This is a genomic window from Streptomyces sp. NPDC003023 (genome assembly GCF_042888225.1).
In the GTDB taxonomy this organism is placed as follows: domain Bacteria; phylum Actinomycetota; class Actinomycetes; order Streptomycetales; family Streptomycetaceae; genus Streptomyces.
The window spans coordinates 268,409-285,486 of the sequence record NZ_JBIAPL010000001.1 but is presented as its reverse complement, the minus strand read 5'-3'; the positions used below and the strand labels follow the sequence as shown (position 1 = coordinate 285,486).

General features: G+C 70.2%; 20 protein-coding genes, 1 pseudogene and 1 riboswitch. Of the genes and pseudogenes, 9 read left to right on the top strand and 12 right to left on the bottom strand.

Annotated features, from left to right (window positions below):
• Positions 1-3: 3 nt before the first annotated feature.
• Genes ACFYV1_RS01050 through ACFYV1_RS01040 form a run of 3 tightly spaced genes read left to right on the top strand, consistent with a single transcriptional unit; the run spans position 4 to position 1,120 of the window.
• On the top strand, positions 4-261 hold the full coding sequence (locus tag ACFYV1_RS01050; RefSeq protein WP_389393215.1) for an acyl carrier protein: 258 nt from the start codon (positions 4-6) through the stop codon (positions 259-261).
• Between the two features lies 1 nt (position 262).
• A complete protein-coding gene (locus tag ACFYV1_RS01045) occupies positions 263-757 on the top strand; it encodes an SRPBCC family protein (RefSeq protein ID WP_389393214.1) in 495 nt (164 codons plus the stop codon).
• Between the two features lie 39 nt (positions 758-796).
• A complete protein-coding gene (locus ACFYV1_RS01040; RefSeq protein WP_389393213.1) occupies positions 797-1,120 on the top strand; it encodes a TcmI family type II polyketide cyclase in 324 nt (107 codons plus the stop codon).
• A gap of 170 nt (positions 1,121-1,290) precedes the next feature.
• On the opposite strand, the gene ACFYV1_RS01035 is transcribed toward ACFYV1_RS01040, so the two are convergent.
• The 4 genes from ACFYV1_RS01035 to ACFYV1_RS01020 form a co-directional block, all read right to left on the bottom strand.
• Positions 1,291-2,286, bottom strand: a complete 996-nt coding sequence (locus ACFYV1_RS01035; RefSeq protein WP_389393212.1) for a methyltransferase — start codon at positions 2,284-2,286, stop codon at positions 1,291-1,293.
• Between the two features lie 148 nt (positions 2,287-2,434).
• The gene (locus ACFYV1_RS01030; protein ID WP_389393211.1) at positions 2,435-3,499 is read right to left on the bottom strand and encodes a nitrous oxide reductase family maturation protein NosD; all 1,065 of its coding nucleotides are present in this window, start codon (positions 3,497-3,499) and stop codon (positions 2,435-2,437) included.
• 105 nt (positions 3,500-3,604) lie between these two features.
• A complete protein-coding gene (locus ACFYV1_RS01025) occupies positions 3,605-4,222 on the bottom strand; it encodes a hypothetical protein (RefSeq protein WP_389393210.1) in 618 nt (205 codons plus the stop codon).
• A 42-nt stretch (positions 4,223-4,264) separates the two neighbouring features.
• Positions 4,265-5,119, bottom strand: a complete 855-nt coding sequence (locus ACFYV1_RS01020) for a hypothetical protein (RefSeq protein WP_389393209.1) — start codon at positions 5,117-5,119, stop codon at positions 4,265-4,267.
• 137 nt (positions 5,120-5,256) lie between these two features.
• Here ACFYV1_RS01020 and ACFYV1_RS01015 point away from each other — a divergent pair, with 137 nt between their 5' ends.
• Entirely contained in the window at positions 5,257-6,345 is a 1,089-nt protein-coding gene (locus ACFYV1_RS01015; RefSeq protein ID WP_389393208.1) for a DNA glycosylase AlkZ-like family protein, read from the top strand.
• A gap of 6 nt (positions 6,346-6,351) precedes the next feature.
• Here ACFYV1_RS01015 and ACFYV1_RS01010 read toward each other — a convergent pair whose 3' ends face one another.
• Both ACFYV1_RS01010 and ACFYV1_RS01005 read right to left on the bottom strand, forming a co-directional pair.
• Entirely contained in the window at positions 6,352-6,636 is a 285-nt protein-coding gene (locus ACFYV1_RS01010) for a hypothetical protein (RefSeq protein ID WP_389393207.1), read from the bottom strand.
• A 48-nt stretch (positions 6,637-6,684) separates the two neighbouring features.
• Entirely contained in the window at positions 6,685-7,224 is a 540-nt protein-coding gene (locus ACFYV1_RS01005; RefSeq protein WP_389393206.1) for an ATP-binding protein, read from the bottom strand.
• 204 nt (positions 7,225-7,428) lie between these two features.
• On the opposite strand from ACFYV1_RS01005, the gene ACFYV1_RS01000 reads away from it, so the two are divergent.
• The 3 genes and pseudogenes from ACFYV1_RS01000 to ACFYV1_RS00990 form a co-directional block, all read left to right on the top strand.
• Positions 7,429-8,319, top strand: coding sequence for a helix-turn-helix domain-containing protein (locus tag ACFYV1_RS01000; protein ID WP_389393205.1), 891 nt, complete (start codon positions 7,429-7,431; stop codon positions 8,317-8,319).
• Complete coding sequence (locus tag ACFYV1_RS00995; RefSeq protein WP_389393204.1) at positions 8,316-8,507, top strand: DUF397 domain-containing protein; 192 nt, start codon at positions 8,316-8,318, stop codon at positions 8,505-8,507. Before ACFYV1_RS01000 ends, ACFYV1_RS00995 begins: the two co-directional genes overlap by 4 nt.
• Positions 8,508-8,683: 176 nt before the next feature.
• Positions 8,684-8,860 (top strand): annotated as a pseudogene (locus ACFYV1_RS00990) (IS110 family transposase); the annotation flags it as partial.
• 34 nt (positions 8,861-8,894) lie between these two features.
• Here the strand turns inward: ACFYV1_RS00990 and ACFYV1_RS00985 are convergent.
• From ACFYV1_RS00985 to ACFYV1_RS00975, 3 genes are all read right to left on the bottom strand, one after another.
• The gene (locus ACFYV1_RS00985) at positions 8,895-9,380 is read right to left on the bottom strand and encodes a hypothetical protein (protein WP_389393203.1); all 486 of its coding nucleotides are present in this window, start codon (positions 9,378-9,380) and stop codon (positions 8,895-8,897) included.
• 165 nt (positions 9,381-9,545) lie between these two features.
• Positions 9,546-9,764: a hypothetical protein gene (locus ACFYV1_RS00980; RefSeq protein ID WP_389393202.1), complete on the bottom strand. Its 219-nt coding sequence runs from the start codon at positions 9,762-9,764 to the stop codon at positions 9,546-9,548.
• A 373-nt stretch (positions 9,765-10,137) separates the two neighbouring features.
• The gene (locus tag ACFYV1_RS00975; protein WP_389393201.1) at positions 10,138-10,509 is read right to left on the bottom strand and encodes a winged helix-turn-helix transcriptional regulator; all 372 of its coding nucleotides are present in this window, start codon (positions 10,507-10,509) and stop codon (positions 10,138-10,140) included.
• Positions 10,510-10,583: 74 nt separating this feature from the next.
• On the opposite strand from ACFYV1_RS00975, the gene ACFYV1_RS00970 reads away from it, so the two are divergent.
• Positions 10,584-11,276 carry an NADPH-dependent F420 reductase gene (locus ACFYV1_RS00970; protein WP_389393200.1) on the top strand — a complete coding sequence of 231 codons (693 nt, stop codon included), beginning with the start codon at positions 10,584-10,586 and terminating at the stop codon, positions 11,274-11,276.
• Between the two features lie 206 nt (positions 11,277-11,482).
• On the opposite strand, the gene ACFYV1_RS00965 is transcribed toward ACFYV1_RS00970, so the two are convergent.
• A complete protein-coding gene (locus ACFYV1_RS00965; protein WP_389393199.1) occupies positions 11,483-12,331 on the bottom strand; it encodes a transglycosylase SLT domain-containing protein in 849 nt (282 codons plus the stop codon).
• A gap of 4 nt (positions 12,332-12,335) precedes the next feature.
• Positions 12,336-12,503: riboswitch (cyclic di-AMP (ydaO/yuaA leader) on the bottom strand.
• 667 nt (positions 12,504-13,170) lie between these two features.
• On the bottom strand, positions 13,171-14,649 hold the full coding sequence (locus tag ACFYV1_RS00960; protein ID WP_389393198.1) for a glutamate--cysteine ligase: 1,479 nt from the start codon (positions 14,647-14,649) through the stop codon (positions 13,171-13,173).
• Between the two features lie 317 nt (positions 14,650-14,966).
• On the opposite strand from ACFYV1_RS00960, the gene ACFYV1_RS00955 reads away from it, so the two are divergent.
• Complete coding sequence (locus ACFYV1_RS00955) at positions 14,967-16,292, top strand: hypothetical protein (protein ID WP_389393197.1); 1,326 nt, start codon at positions 14,967-14,969, stop codon at positions 16,290-16,292.
• A gap of 255 nt (positions 16,293-16,547) precedes the next feature.
• Here ACFYV1_RS00955 and ACFYV1_RS00950 read toward each other — a convergent pair whose 3' ends face one another.
• Positions 16,548-17,057 (bottom strand): hypothetical protein, encoded by a 510-nt coding sequence (locus tag ACFYV1_RS00950; RefSeq protein WP_389393196.1) that lies wholly within the window; start codon positions 17,055-17,057, stop codon positions 16,548-16,550.
• Between the last annotated feature and the right edge of the window lie 21 nt (positions 17,058-17,078).

The following is a 17,078-nucleotide window of genomic DNA, read 5'->3' as shown; positions in this document are numbered from 1 at the left end:
ACCATGACGGATCGACTGAACATCCCCGACCTGACCGCCCTGATGAAGAAGGGCGCCGGCATCACCGTCGACCCCGACGAGATGGAACAGCGGCCCGACACGCCGTTCGAGGTCTACGGCCTCGACTCGCTCGGCCTGCTCGGCATCGTGGGCGAGCTGGAGAACCGGTACGGCCGTCCCCTGCCGCCCGAGGCCGACCGCTGCAAGACGCCGCGAGAGTTCCTGGACCTCGTCAACAACTCACTCATGGCAGGAGCCTGACATGCCTGGACACACCGAGAACGAAGTCACCGTGGACGCCCCCCTCGACCTCGTGTGGGACATGACCAACGACCTCGACCACTGGCCGCAGCTGTTCAGCGAGTACGCGTCCGTCGAGGTCATGGAACGCGAGGGCAACCGCACCGTGTTCCGTCTGACGATGTACCCGGACGAGAACGGCCGGGTCTGGAGCTGGGTCTCCGAGCGCGTCGCGGACCGCTCGGCGCTCACCGTCACCGCCCGGCGCGTCGAGACGGGTCCCTTCCAGTACATGAACATCCGCTGGGAGTACGAGCAGACGCCGCGCGGCGTGCGGATGCGGTGGACGCAGGACTTCGCGATGAAGCCGGACGCGCCCGTCGACGACGAGTGGATGACGGCCAACATCAACCGCAACTCCCCCATCCAGATGGACCTCATCCGCAACAAGATCGAGCAGCGCGCCCGGATCAGCCAGGCGTCGAAGGACACCACCGCGCCCGCCGGCGCCGTGTGACGTCCCTCCCCGCCGACGGTACCCGAAGGGACCGCACCGATGCATCACGCCCTGATCGTCGCCCGGATGGCTCCGGGCTCCGCACCCGACATCGCCGAGGTGTTCGCGGCCTCCGACAGCGGTGAACTGCCGCACCTCGTCGGGGTGAAGCGGCGCAGCCTGTTCCAGTTCGGCGACGTCTATCTGCATCTGATCGAGTCGGACCGGCCGCCGGGTCCGGCGATCGCCGAGCTGACGGAGCACCCGGAGTTCCGGGGCGTCAGCGACCGGCTCGCCGCGTTCGTCAGTCCGTACGATCCGCAGACCTGGCGCAGCCCCAAGGACGCCATGGCGCAGCAGTTCTACACCTGGCAGCCCGACTGACCGGAACCGGAGCCGGAGCTCGTGCTCCGGACCGGCAGCGGACGGGCGGGGGGGGCCCCCCCCGCCCCCCCCCGCCCCCCCCCCCGGGCCGCCCCCCCCCGGGGGGGGCCCGGGGGGGGGGGGCCGGGGGGGGGCCGCGGGGGCCCCCCCGGCCCGTCCGTCGTGCGCCCTCAGCCGGGCACCACGCTCTCGAAGAGATGCAGATGCGCGTTGACGGGGCGGACGTCCCCGACGACCAGTCCGGCGTCCGTCATCCGGCTGATCATGCTCTTCTTCGTGTGCTTGGCGCCGCCCACGTTGAGGAGCAGCAGCAGGTCCATCGAGGTGGTGAACTTCATCGACGGGGTGTCGTCGACGAGGTTCTCGATGACGACCACCCTGGCCCCCGGCCGGGCCGCCGCCACGACGTTGCGCAGCGTCCGGCGGGTGCTGTCGTCGTCCCACTCCAGGATGTTCTTGATGATGTAGAGGTCGGCGGCGACCGGCATGGCCTGACGGCAGTCGCCGGGGACGATGTCGGCACGGGCGGCGAGTGAGCCGCCCTCGAGCAGCCGGGGGTCCGCGGCCGCGACGACGCGGGGCAGGTCCAGCAGGGTGCCGCGGATGTCCTCGTACTTCTCGAGCAGCCCGGCCAGTACGTGCCCCTGGCCGCCGCCGATGTCGGCGACGGTCTTCGCGCCGCCGAGGTCGAGGACCTCCGCGACGTCCCGCGCCGACTGCCTGCTCGAGGTGGTCATCGCCCGGTTGAACACATGGGCCGACTCCGGCGCGTCGGCGTGGAGGTAGTCGAAGAACTCCTTGCCGTACAGGCCGTCGAAGACGCTGGTGCCGGTCCTGACCGCCTCGTCGAGGAGAGGCCAGGCGTCCCAGGTCCACGGCTCCGTGCACCACAGCGAGATGTACCGCAGGCTGTGCGGGTCGTCCTCGCGCAGGAGCCTGGACATCTCCGTGTGGACGAACGCGCCGTCCGCGTTCTCCTCGAAGATGCCGTAGCAGGTCAGGGCGCGCAGCAGCCGCCGCAGTTGACTCGGCTGCGCCTTCACCTCCGCCGCGAGCTCCTCGGCGGTCGCGGGTGCCTCTCCGAGCGCGTCGGCGACGCCCAGCCTGGCCGCCGCACGCAGCGCCGCGGCGCAGGCCGCACCGAAGACGAGCTCTCTCATCCGCATGGCGGGCGAAGTGGTTGCGCTTTCAGTAATTGCGCTTCCAGTGGTTGCGCTTTCAATAGTTGCGCTTCCAGTGGTTGCGACGCTTTCAGTGGTCATGCCGCATCGGTCCTTCGTGAGTGGCCGGGGCCGGTCGGCACCGTCCGGGCGGTCAGCACAGGCCTGCGGGCTCGGACGACTGGCACATGTTCCCGGCGAGGAGGTTGCCGGTGCCCTTCGTGTCGCGGTTGGCCAGGTCGGCGGCCCCGTTGCCGAGAATCACGTTGTTCCTGATGACGTTGTCGCTTCCGGCGGCGCCCACGATGCTCTTGAAGAGCACGATCCCGCCGGACATGGGGGCGGTGCCCACGTTGCCGCGGACGACGTTCCACTCGACCAGGGTGTCCTCGGTGCCGGTGAGGACGATGCCGGTGCCCTGGATCTCGGGCAGCCGCGCGGTCTTGTCGCAGTGCTTGTTGTTCTCGTACACGCGGTTGAAACGGACCGTCAGCGCCCCGGCCCGTGGGGTGGTCTCGTCGCCGACGAGAAACGCGCCGGCGCAGTTCTGCGTGATGTCGTTGGACTGGAGTGTCAGGTTGCGCACACGCCGGACGGTGGTCCCGATGCGGTTGCCGACCATCCGGTTGTCGGCGACGACCGTCCCCCGGGTGTCGAGGGCACCGGCCTCCTGGCTGACGGTGTTGGCCACGAAGATGCCGGCGTCGCCGTTGCCCTGGACGAGGTTGCTCCGCAGGGCCGAGCGGGTGGAGCGCTGCTGGGCGATGCCCCAGGTCCCGTTGTTCTCCGACGTGACGGACCGGACGGTCAGCCGGTCGGTCCACTCGGCCCAGAGGCCGTTCCGGTCGAAGCCGCTGAGCCTCAGGGAGAGGACCTGTACGCCTTCGACGGGCTGCTTCTCGGTGCCGAGCACACAGATTCCGTTGCCTGCCGCGGCGCAGGAACCCGCTTCGGCGGCGGACGTGGACGGCTTGAGCACCGTCCGGCTGCCCTCGCCGCGCAGGGTCAGGCCGGACGTGGTGATCCGGACGCTCTCGGTGTAGGTGCCGGCGGCGATCTCGATCGTGTCGCCGGGCCGTGCGGCGTCCACGGCCGCCTGGATCGACTCGCCCGGCTGTACCTGGTGGGTGACGGCGGCGTGGGCGGGGGCCGCCGCGCCGAGGCCGGACACGACGAGCAGCGCCGCGCATCCGAGCATGGTCGTTTGTCGCTTTGTCATAAACCGAAGCTATGCGCAATAACGACCAAATCGGCATAAACCACGCCTGGGCGGGCTTGTGTCGCGCCCACCCAGGCGTGGTCCCTACGGCCGTCGGGAGGACCGTCAGCCCTCGTCGAAGTACGCGTCGAGCACCGCGTCCAGCTCAGCCGTCCACTCCTTCAACTGACTCCTGGCCGGAGCCTCGACGTCGGCGTTGAACCAGCGGTTGGCCGCCATGTGGACCGTGACGGTGAACCGGCGCCCGAAGCGGGCCGGCTTCACCTCGACCGCTCCGATCTCGTCCCAGCCGAACTCCGCCTCCTGGTCGTCCAGGGTGAAGCGGACACCGGAGGGGCCCGCGGCGATCGACCCGCGGCGGTCGCTCACCCGGAAGACGGGCCCGTCGGACCCGGCCGCGGCATCCGCCGCCGTGTCGTCGCCGGTAGCGCCATCGGTGTCGTCGTCGCTGTCGTCGCTGTCGTCGTCGGAGTTCTCCTCGGCGCTCTCGCCGGCCGGCTCCTCGGCGCCTTCCTCGGCGTCTTCGTCCGCGCCGTCTCCCGCACCGTCCTCCGCACCGTCGTTCGACGCCGCAGGCGTCTCGTCCGCCGGCTCGACCTCCGTCCCGTCCTCCTCCTTCCGGTCCTTCACGGCAGGTGAGGGCCCTGTGAGACCGGGGATGAACGCCGGATCCGTCCCCACGCCGATTTCGATCTTCGTCTTCGGATCTATCTGCTGCTCCACGGCGGGCAGTATGGAGGATGAACCTGTACGAGACCAATGCGGTCAGCCGATCGGTGTCCGGGTTTCCTCACGCACCTGCAGCACTTTCCGGGCCGTCGCCTCGAGATCGACCGAATCCGGGTCCTCCGCGGCGTCCGCGGGCGTCAGAAACGCGACGTAGGCAGCCGTGTTGCCGTCGCCCCAGGCGCAGACGGGGACCGTCGAGGTTCCGTCCGTGTCCTTCGACAGCATGACGGCGCACCGCAGATCGACGTCGGAGCCCGCGGGTCTGACGGTCTCAGGCGTACGCGCCTCGGACATGCCGTCCGCCTTGCCCATGCCGTCCAGCAGGCTGTCCCGCACCTGAGCCGGGTCCCTGAACCGCCCGTGCAGCCCGGTCAGGACCAGCCCGCGCCGCGCGTCCGTCGCCGTGCCGTTGTAGGACCCGAGGCTCGCCCTCGGATCACGCAGGTCCGGATCGCGGCTGTAGGCGGCGTCCTTCTGCAGATCGGCGTCGGCGTCCGCGGAGCCGTCCTTGATGAGCGCGTACTCGCCGTCCAGCAGTTCCTTCGGCACGGTGAGCCGGTACTCGGCGGGAGGGAAGACGGCATCCGGTGCACTGCCCCTGTCGCTGCCGAGGTTGCCGATGAACGACAGCAGCCCCACCGCGGCGACCGCCCCCAGGGTGAGGCCGACGATCAGCCACGGCCGATCCTTCTTGGGCGGCGGCCCGACGGGGGCCTGCCCCCATCCGTGCGGCCCGGGCCCGGGGAACTGCTGCTGCGGATAGGGCGGATAAGCCTGATGCGGCGTCTGGGGCGGGAAGCGGGGCTGCTGCTGGGGCTGTCCGTGGGCGTACGGACCCGGCTGCTGAGGAGGTCCGTACGGACCGGGGTACTGGTGGGGTGGCGTGGTCATGACTTGACCCTACGTGACCTTCGCGTCACGCTTCCCGCGCCCGGATGCCCCTCCGATCGGGCTCCGTCGGGCCCGTCCCACGCATGCGCGAGGGGGTCTCGCCCTACCGTTGGGCAACGCTCGGAAAGGAGCAGATCATGGGGAGCGCGGGCACGGTGGAAGTGGCCAGGGAGCAGGTGCTGGCGTATCGGGTGGCGGTGCAGGGGCTGGACCGGGTCGTGGCCGCGCCCGAGGTGCTCGCCCTGGGTGTGCAGGACACGCCCAGCGGTTCCGCTCGCGCCGCGCTCGCCGCGCGGGGCGCGTCCGGTGAGGGGCTGGAGCTCGTGTGGTCGTTCCGGGGAGCGCCGCATCTGCATCGGGCCGGAGACCTGGAGGGCCTCGCGGACGCGCTGTGGCCGGTCGACGACGCCGACGCGACGGCACGGATCAGCTCAGCCGTGATCAAGGAGGGGGCGAAGCTCGGCCTCGATGCCTTCCGGGTCACGGCGGCGGCGTTCCGGGACACGGTGACCGGGCCGATGGCCAAGGGCGAGGTCAGCTCCGCCGTGAGCGCGGCCGTACCGAAGTCGCTGACCTTCTGGTGCGAAACGTGCGGTGCGCGGCACGTTTCCGGGCTGCTGTTCCAGCAGGCCGGGCTGTTCGGATCGGTCCGGGTGGCGGTGGAAGGGGGCAGATCGGTGCTGTCGCCGCTCGAACGCCGGTTCCGGGTGCCCGAGGCGTCGTCGGGGGCAGAGCGGCTGGTCCGCAACTACCTGCGCTTCCTGGGGCCCGCCACGCCCGCCGAGGTCGCCAAGTACCTCGGCACCAAGCCGGCCGTCGTCAGGAAGGTGTGGCCGGGCGACCTGGTCGAAGTGGCCGTGGAGGGGAGCAAGGCGTGGATCCCGGCCGATGGCGTCGATGCGCTGATCGCCGCCGAAGACCAGGGTCTCGTACGGCTGTTGCCGCCGGGGGACCCGTTCCTGCAGGCGCGGGACCGGGGACTGGTCGTGCCCGACAAGAGCCGGGCGAGGGAGATCTGGCGGGCGATCGGAGGGCCGGGCGCCCTGCTGGTGGGCACGGAGATCGCCGGCACCTGGCGTGCGAGGACGGCCGGCCCGAAGGTCGACGTGACCGTCACGCCGTTCGACGGCCCGCTGCCGGCCGGCGTGCGCGGACGAGTGGAGGCCGAGGCCGCCGTCGTGGCCACGGCGCGGGGCGCGGCCGAGGCCAGGCTGCACTTCGCGTAGCCGTCGTCACCGTACGACGGAAGTGTGCCGCCCGGTCCGCACACGGACGGCGGCTCCTGCCGCGCGGCAGCGGCCCAGGGCGTTCCTGCCGCAGCCGCGCAAGTGGGCCCGGCTGACGCGGGCGCGGTGGCCGCCGCTGGTGATCATCGCGTTCACCGGTGTCATCGGGTCCGCGGCCGCCGCCTTGGCCAGCAGGACCCCGGCCACCAGCGGGAGCAGGGTCACGGCCAGGGCGGTTCCGGCGGTGGTGGCGGTGCGCACGCGGGGGTGGCGAAGGGCTTCGGGGAGCATGCTCCGATTCGACCAGCGCTGGGGGGCGCGGCGGATCCGGCCCCGTACTCAGGACGTACGTTCCCCGTACTCATTCCGCGGCGGGACGTGGGAGCGGGGCACTTCGGCGGCGGTGGGCAGGGTGCATTCGGCCCAGACGGTCTTGCCCGGGCCGAGGCGGTGGTCGACGCCCCAGCGGGTGGCGAGCGCGGCGACGAGGAGCAGGCCCCGGCCGTGGTCCGCGTCGGGCCCGGGGAGGGATCGGGCCGGCTGCGCGAGGTGCGTGTCGGACACCTCGATCCGGATGACGCCCCGGGCGATGTCGTCGGCCAGGCGAAGCGCGAAGTCCCGTCCGGGTACGCGGCCGTGGAGCACGGCGTTCGCGGCGAGTTCGGCGACGACGAGCGTCACCGTGTCGTGGAGGCCCGTGCCGTGCGGGTGCCCCCACGCCGCGAGCTGGTGCGCGGCGAGCAGGCGGGCGAGACGGGCGCCGCGACGGGTGGCGGAGAAGCGCTGCGCGAACGTCCGTACGGGGGTGGGTGCGTGGCCGGGTTCGGGCCTTGGGGTGGCAGTGGGGGCGGGGGCCGGGATGCGAGGAGCGGCTGGCATGGAACCAGCGTGCGGGGAGGCCAGGGGGTGTCGGCAGGTCCGCCGCCGATACAGATCCCGCTGTACTGGTTGACGCACTGGACCGGGTCGGTCGCCGTACGTGACCATTGATCAGTCGGGCGCGGGGCGCAGCGCGTTGTGACGCACGGTACGGCACGGGTACGGGCGAGCGGGAGCGGCCCGGCACAGCGGAAGGCGGCTGCGATGGCGACGGACAACGGCGGCGGGGCGGGCGGGGGCGGGGCCGGAGGGGGTGGCGGGGGCGTTTACGGCGGGGGCTGTGAACCGGAGCCGTCGGACAGCCTCAAGACCTTCGGCGCGGTGCTCAAGGCGCTGCGGGAGGAAGCGCGCTTCACGCAGGAGCAGTTCGCGCCGCTGGTGCGGTACTCGACGGCGTACATCGCCAAGATCGAGCAGGGCAAGCGGTTCCCGCCGAGGGAGCTGCTGGACCGGTGCGAGGAGGTACTGGGGGCAGCTGCGGCGAGGGTACTGGTGGCGGCGGCACGGAGCCTGACTCGGAAGGCGGGGCTGGCGTCGTGGTTCCGGCAGTGGGCGGGGATCGAGGAGGAAGCGATCTCGCTCTACGCGTACGAGTGCCGGGCGATTCCGGGGATGCTGCAGCCCGAGCTGTACATCCGGGGCCTCTTCGACCGCAGGTTGCCGCCGGTCACGGAAGAGCAGATCGAGCGCGAAGTTGCCGCACGGCTCGAACGGCAGCAACTCCTCATGCAGCGGCCGAACACAGCGTTCAGCTTCATCATCGAGCAAGCCGTTCTCGAGCGGAGCACGGGTGGTGACCACGTGACGAAGACCGTGATCGATCACCTGTTGACGATCGGCCGCCTGCGCAATGTCGAAATCCAGATCATGCCCCTGCGCCAAGAGGACCACTGTGGTGTCGACGGGCAAATGTATCTCGCTGAAACAGCTGACCACAGATGGATCGGTTACACCGAAGGTCAGCGGTCCAGCAACCTCATCACAGCGCCCAACGATGTGAGCGTGCTGCTCCAGCGCTATGGCAAGCTGCGTTCGCAGGCTCATGCTTGCAGGGCCACAGTGAGTTTGCTGGAGCAGATGCGAGGAGCGCTATGAGCACCATTGACCAGGCCTGGTTCAAGAGCAGCTACAGCGGCAGCGAAGGCGACAACTGTGTTGAGGTCGCCGTACGCATGGAAGCGGTTCTTGTCCGCGACTCGAAGGACACCGAGCTGCGCCCGCTGACCGCGTCGCCCGTTGCTTGGGCTGCGTTCATCACGCTTGCGGCCGACGCTCGCGCCTGAACTGCCGATGGGCGGCGGTTGACCGCTGCCCATCGACGTATGACGGGCAGCGGATCCGGGTTGAGGTCGATGCCCCGACCAGGGACACTCGCGCGATGAGTCACAGGACAGCGTCTGAACCGGTCGAGCGAGGGACCGACGATGCCCTCGGGAGTCGGTACTTCTGGGTCTCGGACGGCCTGCTCGCCCAGATCCACCCGTCACTGGAGCGAGTGCTGGGGCCGCGGTTGCAGCATCCGGCCGTCCTCACGCTGCTGGAACGGTTCGGATCACCAGCCCAGATCCGCAAGGCCGGACGGCGGCGCCTGGTCACTTTGATGCGGCCGAAGGCGCCGCGGATGGCCGAGCAGCTGGCCTCGCCCGACGCCGCCGCAGCCGGCGGCGCAGTCACCTGACCTGCGGGTCTGCGAGGAGAACGACTCGATCAGCCTCGACGTCGAAGCCGAGCACCGGATGGCCATAGTCGCCCTCTGTGTCCATCAGCACCGGCTTACCCAGCCGCCGCCCGATCTCCCGAAGGAAGTCGCAAAACACATCAAGTCGTTCCTGGCCCTGCAACTCCCGCACGTCGATGTCGAAGTCGACTTCATCGTCGGCATGGAATCGGAAGATCGCCAACACATCGACGGTCGGCCAGACCCGCAGGTCCGGGCACTCGGCATCCGCCGGGCGGGACAGCACGTCCTCCGCTCGTGGCACCGGAAGCACCGCCTCGCCTTCGGAGTACTGGTACTTCCAGCCCTCCTCCGCGACAAGATCGAGGACCGCCTGCCAGTCCTCCACCGAGGTGTTCGGGACACGCACGTCCGGCAGCGACCCCACCAAGTCTGGGTCGAAGAAACAGCTCACGTCATCCCACAGCAGATCGGCCACCGCGCCATGCTGCCCGGCTCCCTGGCCCAACGCACCCCGTTTCCCTTGACCAAAGACATAGGGGCCCCCGGCACAAGGCGGTTCAGGGTCACGAAGAGGCCGCCCGACACCCATCGGCGAGGTCGATCACGGCGTATCGACCACCATGTCCGCTCTCAACGATCCCTACGGAATGATCGTAGCTGGAAAATACTCACCCATAAGATACGCAAGATGTTCGCGCGCCGAAACGTCGAGCCGCTCGATCGACAAGCCGCGAAGCGGCGCGAGTTGAAGCGCTTCAACAAACCCGGTTTCCACTAGCTCAGCGATGGCATGGAGTTCACTTTCTAGGCAATCTACATCATCCTCCACGATCACCACGGAGGAGAGCAGTGAACTCACGAGAGCCACTTCCCGCCGGTCAAGGGAATGAAGCCAGTCACAAACTCTCTCGCAGGTCCCCTCCCTGACTCGCGAACTTTCGGAGACAAGCCCCCTGGTGATTTCGATCAGGTTCTCATTCCCTACCATGACACCCCTTCACCCGAGCTCAGAATGAATGCAAGTGAAGTTCGGCGGCTCACCCGGCCCGTAGAGGTTCCGATCCGGGGCGGACGGGCAACGGACGCCGGCAGCAACGGAGCAAGCCGACCTCAGAGTTCATCAGGAGCAGACGCTTCGATGGGGCAGCATCCACGACCGGCTTCATGCCGCACGAACATCAAGTCACATGTGACAACCTCGCTGCGCACTCGTCTGCCAGTGACGCCTGCGCTCACTCCGAAAGGCGCCGGGTGGCGGTGCATGCCGCTTCCTGGGCGGCCATGACCTCGTTGCCGTGCTCGAAGGCCCACGCTCCGACTGCGTCGATGGGCGCCAGCAAAGTCCTGCCCAGAGTGGTGAGTTGGTATTCAACACGCGGTGGCGCTCCAGGGTGCGCCCGCCGGTCGACCAGTCCGTTGGACTGCAGGCGCCGCAGCGTCTCGGTGAGGACCTTGGAGCTGATTCCCCCGATCTGCTCGCGTAGTTCGACCGGACGTCTGGGACCGTCGCGCAGCGCCCAGAGCACCACGGCGTTCCAGGTGTTGGACAGGAGGTCGAAGGCCAGGCGAGCACGGCAGTCGGCGAGGAAGGCGTTGGTCGTCACGTACCAAATGGTGCCCGACAGGTTCTCTAACGTCGTTGCGAACGGTCCAGACAGGGCCTGGGAGGGAATGCGTGATGAGAATCGGTGTACTGGGCACAGGCAACATGGCGGACGCGCTCGCCACCCACTGGGTCCGCGCCGGGCACGACGTGGCCGTCGGAGGGCGGGACATGCACAAGGCGGAGCGGCTCGCGGCGCGTCTCGGGGGCGGTGCGAAGGCCGGCGGTCTGCGTGCGGCGGCCGAGTTCGGTCAGGTGGTGCTGGTTGCTCTGCCCCTCGGTGCGGGGGAGAGCGTGGTGCGGACACTGCGGGTGGCCCTGGACGGCAAGGTGCTGATCGACTGTTCCAATCCGGTCGGTCCGGGCTTCCGGCTTCTGACACGGAGTGGCCTCCCGGCCGCACAGCAACTGGCCGCGGCCGCACTGGGAACCCACGTGGTCAAGGCGTTCAATCTCTGCCACGAGGACGTGTGGCGCATGTCGCCACCCGTTTTCGACGGGCGGCGGCTGGCCGTTCCGGTCTGCGGAGACGACGCAACGGCTCTCACACTTGTACACGAGTTGGTGCGGCATGTCGGCTGCGAGCCCGTTGCCGGCGGCTCTCTCGAACGAGCGGGACTCCTGGAGGCGACCGCGGCACTCTTCATCGGGCTATGGGTCGGCGAGGGCGCCGATGCCCAGGCCATCGCACCACCGCTGGCCTATGCAACCGGACCGCGAGACGAGGAACCGCAAACGGCCGAAGAAGCTGTTCGTCAGGGGCTCTGAGCCTGGCCGATCCGCCAGCATGCTTGATCTTCGCGCAGTGGGCTGCGCGGGTTCGGCCGTCGATCCTCCGACGGCCGCGGGCAGGCGATCCGGCCCGTCTCGTGGAAGTTCCCGGGGACGACTCGGGCCGGTGTCCGGGGCGCCGTCGGGGGCGACCCGGGCACCGGCCCGGTGAGTTGCGACGGCGAGGCCGTCGCGAGGTCCCGTCAGTAGGGACCGTTCACGTTGTCGATCGAGCCGTACCGGTCGGCGGCGTAGTTGCACGCGGCGGTGATGTTGGCGACCGGGTCGAACAGGTCGTAGGACGTGCCGGGGACGTGGTAGGCGTCGAAGGTCGGCTGGATGACCTGCAGCAGGCCCTTCGAAGGCGTGCCGTTGATGGCGTTGATGTCCCAGTTGTTCATGGCCAGCGGGTTGCCGGAGGACTCACGCATGATGTTGCGGTGGATTCCGTCGTAGGACCCCGGAATTCCGTGCTGAGCCATGATGTCCAGCGATTCCTTGATCCAGCCGTCGAGGTTGTTCGCGTACGCGGCCGGCTTCGCGGCGGGCGCGGCCTTCTTCGTGGTCGTCGCGGCGGTCTCGGCGGCCGGCGCGCTCTTGCGCTCGGAGCGGTCCGCGCGGTCGGTCTCGGCGGTCCGGTCGGCCTTCTTGGGCGCGTCCTTTTCCTTCGCCGCAGCCTTGGCTCCGACGGTGAGCTCGAGGCCCGGGTGGATCAGATCCGGGTCCTCGCCGACAGCCTTGCGGTTGTCCTTGTAGAGCTGCTTCCAGCCGCCGTCGAGGGAATGCTGATCGGCGATCTTGGAAAGGGAGTCGCCCACGACCACGGAATAGGTCACGGAGCCGGTCTTCTTCGCCGCGACCTGTGCGGCGGAGGCGACGGCGGCGGGAGCCACGGCCTTCTCCGCGGCGACGGGCTGCGCCGCGGGAGCCGCCTGGGCGGTCGCCGCGCCCATGATCGGGAGGGCGAGAGCCGCGCCACCCGTGCTCGCGGCGATGAACCCGCGGGTGAGTGAACGGGACTTGGGACGACGGTGCTTACCCTTTGCGGGCATGGCCAATTCCTCTCCGTCGCCTGCGAGGTGAGCTGTCGGGTTCGGGCTGGAGATGCCCGGCCGCACAGAATGCGGCTTCACCCCGAGCCGTACCGGATTCGGTTCGCAATCCGGTACGGCGGCTTACCTGGTTCCCCCGCTCCTGCCGTACGTGAGTGGGTGCGGTCTGGTTTCCGGACGGTGGCAGGATTCGGCGGTCCACCCGGATTGACGGTGACCGTAAGCGAGAGCATCCGGGCGAAACAAGTGGCGAATTGTCGATCACAATACGAAAGGCGGTTTCGCGCGGTTCATTTCAATTGTCATAACCGTGTCAAGAAACCCAAATTCCGCTCCGCCAAAGGGGAGTGGCGGGCGCGGTCACCTGTCCGTCGCAGACGGCCAGGTGACCGACATCACTGGCCCCGAGCGCAACCACGGTCACCGCCAAGGGCTCCACATCCTTGCCAACTCGCAGCAATCGCACTGAAATTTACCTTCCTTGGCAAAGGTGGCGATTCACTCGATATTGGACATTCTTGGGGTCAATGGGGCGTCTCGGACCGCGCACCTCGTCGACGCATGGCACCCCATTACACAGATAACGCACTGAAAGCGACATTTCCTCTTCGGGTGGTCGGCCGGCACCACGCCGAGGGACTGCCGTGCCTCGGCGCCGGGAGGACTGCCGTCAGGGGTGAAAGGTCGTCATCAGGGCGACGTACGGCCTGGCGCTCCCACGGCTCCTGCAGCATGCGGGGAGGGCGGGTGGGACGGCCCGCGAGAAGGTTCCGGTTCGGATGCGCGGATGCCGCGCCGGGCCTTGCCTTGTGGCTGCAGCCGGCCGGAACGCCCCTCGTTCAGTCGACGGGCCAGGTGTGGGCGGGAGCGTTCAGATGCATGTACTCGATGTACTGCCGGGTCATCAGCCGAAGCGCCTCGTGGTGGTCGACCCGGTTCCTCGCGTCGATGTGGTGGTACGTCTCGGCCTGCCACAGGGCTCCGTTGCGGCCGGTGACACATCGCTGCTCGATGATGCCGAGCAGCGGCTCCCGCCACGCCGAGTCCATGCCGGAGAGCTCGAGCCCGCGGTGGGCCATCGGCAGCAGACGTCTCAGTACGAGCTCGGCCACCGGGACCTCGCCCATGCCCGGCCAGTAGAGCCGGGCGTCGATGCCGTGCCGCGCCGCCGCGTGCAGGTTGTCCTCCGCCGCCTGGAACGACATCCGGGACCAGACCGGCCTCTCCTCGTCCACGAGGGCGCGGGTCACCCCGTAGTAGAAGGCGCCGTTGGCGAGGGTGTCGGCGACGGTGGGCCCTGCCGGGAGGACCCGGTTCTCGACGCGCAGGTGCGGCTTGCCGTAGGCGACGGCGTACACCGGGCGGTTCCAGCGGTAGATGGTGCCGTTGTGCAGCGTCAGCTCGGCCAGTTCGGGGATGTCGCCGCCGTCGAGCGTCTCGTGCGGGTCCTCGTCGTCGCACAGGGGCAGCAGGGCGGGGAAGTAGCGCACGTTCTCCTCGAAGAGGTCGAAGACACTGTTGATCCACCGCTCGCCGAACCACACCCTCGGCCGCACCCCCTGGATCTTGATCTCCTCCGGCCGGGTGTCGGTCGCCTGCTCGAAGAGCGGGATCCGGGTCTCGCGCCACAGCTCCTTGCCGAACAGGAAAGGGGAGTTCGCCGCCAGCGCGACCTGCACCCCTGCGATCGCCTGTGCCGCGTTCCAGTAACCGGCGAACTCCCCCGGCGAGACCTGCAGATGGAACTGCGTGCTGGTGCACGCGGCCTCCGGCGTGATGGTGTCCGCGTACGTACGGAGCCGGTCCACCCCGTCCACGGCGATCCGCAGATCCTCACCGCGTGCCGCGAACACCTGCTCGTTGAGCAGCCGGTAGCGCGGGTTCTCCGACAGCGCCGCCTCCCCGACGTCCCGCTGCCGCAGCGTCGGCAGGATGCCGATCATGGCCAGATGCGCCCCGACCCCGGAGGCCCGCTGTTCCGCGTGGTTGAGGGCGTCGCGGATCTCCTGCTCCCAGGCGTCCGGGCCGCCCGCCGTCAGGGTCCGCGGCGGAATGTTGATCTCCAGGTTGAACCGGCCGAGCTCGGTGTCCCAGGCCGGGTCCGCGATCGCCTCGAGCACGTCGGTGTTCCGCATCGCGGGCTCTCCGGCCCCGTCCACCAGATTCAGCTCGATCTCGAGCCCCACCTGCGGCCGCTCGGACTCGAAACGCGCCTCGCGCAGCATCTGGGCGAACGTGTCGAGGCAGGTCTGCATCTTCTCCCGGTAGCGGCGGCGGTCCTCACGGGTGAAGACGAGCGCCGGGACGTCTCGCCCCATGAACCCTCCCGAGTCTCGCGAGTCTCGTCGGGCAGACGGCTTCCCCTTCAGCGTCCCACTGCCGGGCGAGCCCGACCAGCGGTGGGACCCGCCGCCGCGGACCGCCGGCCCCCGGTGTGTCGCGGCCCGTGCCCGGCCTCCACGGGCGGGTACGGCTCGATCACCACTCCGCAGCAGCCGCCTCACTCCGACGGCCGAGCACAGGTCCCTCCCGCCTCACCCCCGCGCCCGGTGTGCCCGAAGACAAGTGCGTGACCAGTCGACGTACGACACGACGGAAGACGACCACGCACGACTCGACGAAAGGGAGCAGACCCATGCGCGGGAAGGGAAGAAGCGGCACCGGCGGCGGAGCGCGGTACCGTCCGGCGGCGGGCGCGGTGTCGCTGCTGGCACTGCTGGCGCTCACCGGGCCGGTTCTGGGCGCCGGAGCCGCATCGGCGGAGCCGCCCCCGGCAGCGGCAGCAGAAGAGGAGGCGGCGGTTGCGGGGGCGGCCGCCGCGCGCACCGTCGTCAGCTGGGACGTGGACCTGGCCGGCGTCGCGGACGACGACGCCAACGTCCGGCACACCGGCGACGCGCTGCGCATCCGGGACACCGGCCTCCCCGCCGCCTCCGCGGGCACCGGGCGCGCGGAGGGCTCCGCCGTGCTGCCGGTGCACCGACTGGCGCACGGCGTCAACCGGGTCGCCGCCGAGGTGGTGGCCGACGTGCCGCCGGGGACGCGGATGCACGTCGACGTCCGCGGCCGCGACCGTGACCGGCCCTGGACCGAATGGCGCGAGGCCTCCCCCGGCTCACCGGCGGAGCTGCCGCGCACGGTGACGGACGTCCAGGCACGGCTGACCCTCCAGGGCGGTCCCGGCGGTGACGGTCCCGTCGTCCGGCGCCTGCGGCTCACCGCGGACGACGCGGCCGTCACCACCCCCCGCCCGGCGGCGGCCGAGGCCTTCACCGCCCGGGTCTTCGCCACCCGCGAGGGCCTGGTCGGCGGCACCACGGCCAACGGCCATGTGATCCGGCCGAACGACCACTTCGTCGCGCTGCCCTCCCGGCGCGGCCTGTCCCCCAAGGGCAGCGGCGAGTACTCGGTACGCGTGTGCGGGCCCGCCCGCTGCGAGACGGCCCCGGTGTGGGACGTCGGTCCGTGGAACACACGCGACGACCACTGGAACCCGTCCTCGGTCCGCGAGACGTTCAAGGATCTGCCGCAGGGCCTGCCCGAGGCCCAGGCGGCGTACGAGAGCGGCTACAACGGCGGCCTCGACGGCTTCGGCCGCCGTGTCCTCAACCCGGCCGGCATCGACCTGGCCGACGGCACCTTCTACAACGTCGGGCTGAACGACAACGGCTGGGTGACCGTCACCTACCTGTGGACCGGCGACGGCAGCACCGCCAAATCGCTCCGGGCGTGGGACACCGGAGTGGACGTCCGCCGGTCGGCGGCCACCGCGTCCGACCGCCTCGCGTCACTGACCGGGCCGACGGCGGTGCCGGCCCGGTGCCGGGTGCGGGACCGGGCCGTGCAGGCGGACGGCTCCAGCAACGACGGCCGGTCGCTGCCGCCCGACCACGGCGCCCACGTCCCCGACATCCACATCGGCGTCGCCCGGTCCTGGCTGCCGGAGGTCCCCGCCTGCTGAGACGGCACGCGGGAGGGGCGGGCGGTGCCGCGCCCCGGCGGGCACCGTCCGCCCCGGGGCCCGGGCTCGGCCGGTACGTGGGCGTACGGCGCAGGACCGACGAGGCGGAGCGGGGCGGTGCCTGCCACTCCGTCGTGTCCGTCCTGGCCTGCGCGGATGCCGCGGAGGCGACGGTCGGGCTCCGTGACCCCGACCGGGCCGGCTGGACCTGTCGTGAGCCGCCCGATCAGGGCGGGGCGGAGCGGCGCGCTGAGGTCAGCACCCCATCGGTGTGCCGTCGAAACCGGACTCCGCGCTGACGAAGAACGAGCCGGGGGCCTCGAAGTGGATACGCACGAGCACCGGGCCGTCGCCCACCACCTTGGCGAAGCACAGGTCGGCCAGTGGGTCGTGGTGTCCGGGTGCGACGTCCTCGGGGTGTTCGAGGGTCCAGCCGTCGCGCCCGGCCACCGAGCGGTAGTGGTCGTGGACCGCCTGCCGGCCCTTCTCGGAGTCGTACCGCCGCGTGACGGCCAGCCATGCCTCGCCGCTGTCGTCCAGGCACTCGGGCTCCGCGTGCTCCCATCCCGGCGAGGGGCGGGCGTCCGGCGGAGGCAGATCCAGGAGGCGTGAGGAGGCGACCTGCTTCGACCTCGCCGCGCTGTCCTCACAGGGACTGGGCCCGAACGCCCACGCGGTCAGGGCGAACAGCCCCGCCAACGTCGACGTCACGATGGCCAGGGTCAGTCCGACGGCCGACCACACCGTACGAACTCTCGCCGACATCCGATCACCTCGAAGCACGCG

Bases quoted from the DNA above. Each gene is read 5' to 3' on its own strand.
- ACFYV1_RS00960 (WP_389393198.1), bottom strand. From the start codon at position 14,649: ATGGGGCGAGACGTCCCGGCGCTCGTCTTCACCCGTGAGGACCGCCGC.
- ACFYV1_RS01030 (WP_389393211.1), bottom strand. From the start codon at position 3,499: ATGACAAAGCGACAAACGACCATGCTCGGATGCGCGGCGCTGCTCGTC.
- ACFYV1_RS01000 (WP_389393205.1), top strand. From the start codon at position 7,429: ATGGCGACGGACAACGGCGGCGGGGCGGGCGGGGGCGGGGCCGGAGGG.
- ACFYV1_RS00970 (WP_389393200.1), top strand. From the start codon at position 10,584: ATGAGAATCGGTGTACTGGGCACAGGCAACATGGCGGACGCGCTCGCC.
- ACFYV1_RS01010 (WP_389393207.1), bottom strand. From the start codon at position 6,636: ATGCTCCCCGAAGCCCTTCGCCACCCCCGCGTGCGCACCGCCACCACC.
- ACFYV1_RS01020 (WP_389393209.1), bottom strand. From the start codon at position 5,119: ATGACCACGCCACCCCACCAGTACCCCGGTCCGTACGGACCTCCTCAG.
- ACFYV1_RS01040 (WP_389393213.1), top strand. From the start codon at position 797: ATGCATCACGCCCTGATCGTCGCCCGGATGGCTCCGGGCTCCGCACCC.
- ACFYV1_RS01050 (WP_389393215.1), top strand. From the start codon at position 4: ATGACGGATCGACTGAACATCCCCGACCTGACCGCCCTGATGAAGAAG.
- ACFYV1_RS00955 (WP_389393197.1), top strand. From the start codon at position 14,967: ATGCGCGGGAAGGGAAGAAGCGGCACCGGCGGCGGAGCGCGGTACCGT.
- ACFYV1_RS00995 (WP_389393204.1), top strand. From the start codon at position 8,316: ATGAGCACCATTGACCAGGCCTGGTTCAAGAGCAGCTACAGCGGCAGC.
- ACFYV1_RS00950 (WP_389393196.1), bottom strand. From the start codon at position 17,057: ATGTCGGCGAGAGTTCGTACGGTGTGGTCGGCCGTCGGACTGACCCTG.
- ACFYV1_RS00965 (WP_389393199.1), bottom strand. From the start codon at position 12,331: ATGCCCGCAAAGGGTAAGCACCGTCGTCCCAAGTCCCGTTCACTCACC.
- ACFYV1_RS01035 (WP_389393212.1), bottom strand. From the start codon at position 2,286: ATGCGGATGAGAGAGCTCGTCTTCGGTGCGGCCTGCGCCGCGGCGCTG.
- ACFYV1_RS01005 (WP_389393206.1), bottom strand. From the start codon at position 7,224: ATGCCAGCCGCTCCTCGCATCCCGGCCCCCGCCCCCACTGCCACCCCA.
- ACFYV1_RS01015 (WP_389393208.1), top strand. From the start codon at position 5,257: ATGGGGAGCGCGGGCACGGTGGAAGTGGCCAGGGAGCAGGTGCTGGCG.
- ACFYV1_RS01045 (WP_389393214.1), top strand. From the start codon at position 263: ATGCCTGGACACACCGAGAACGAAGTCACCGTGGACGCCCCCCTCGAC.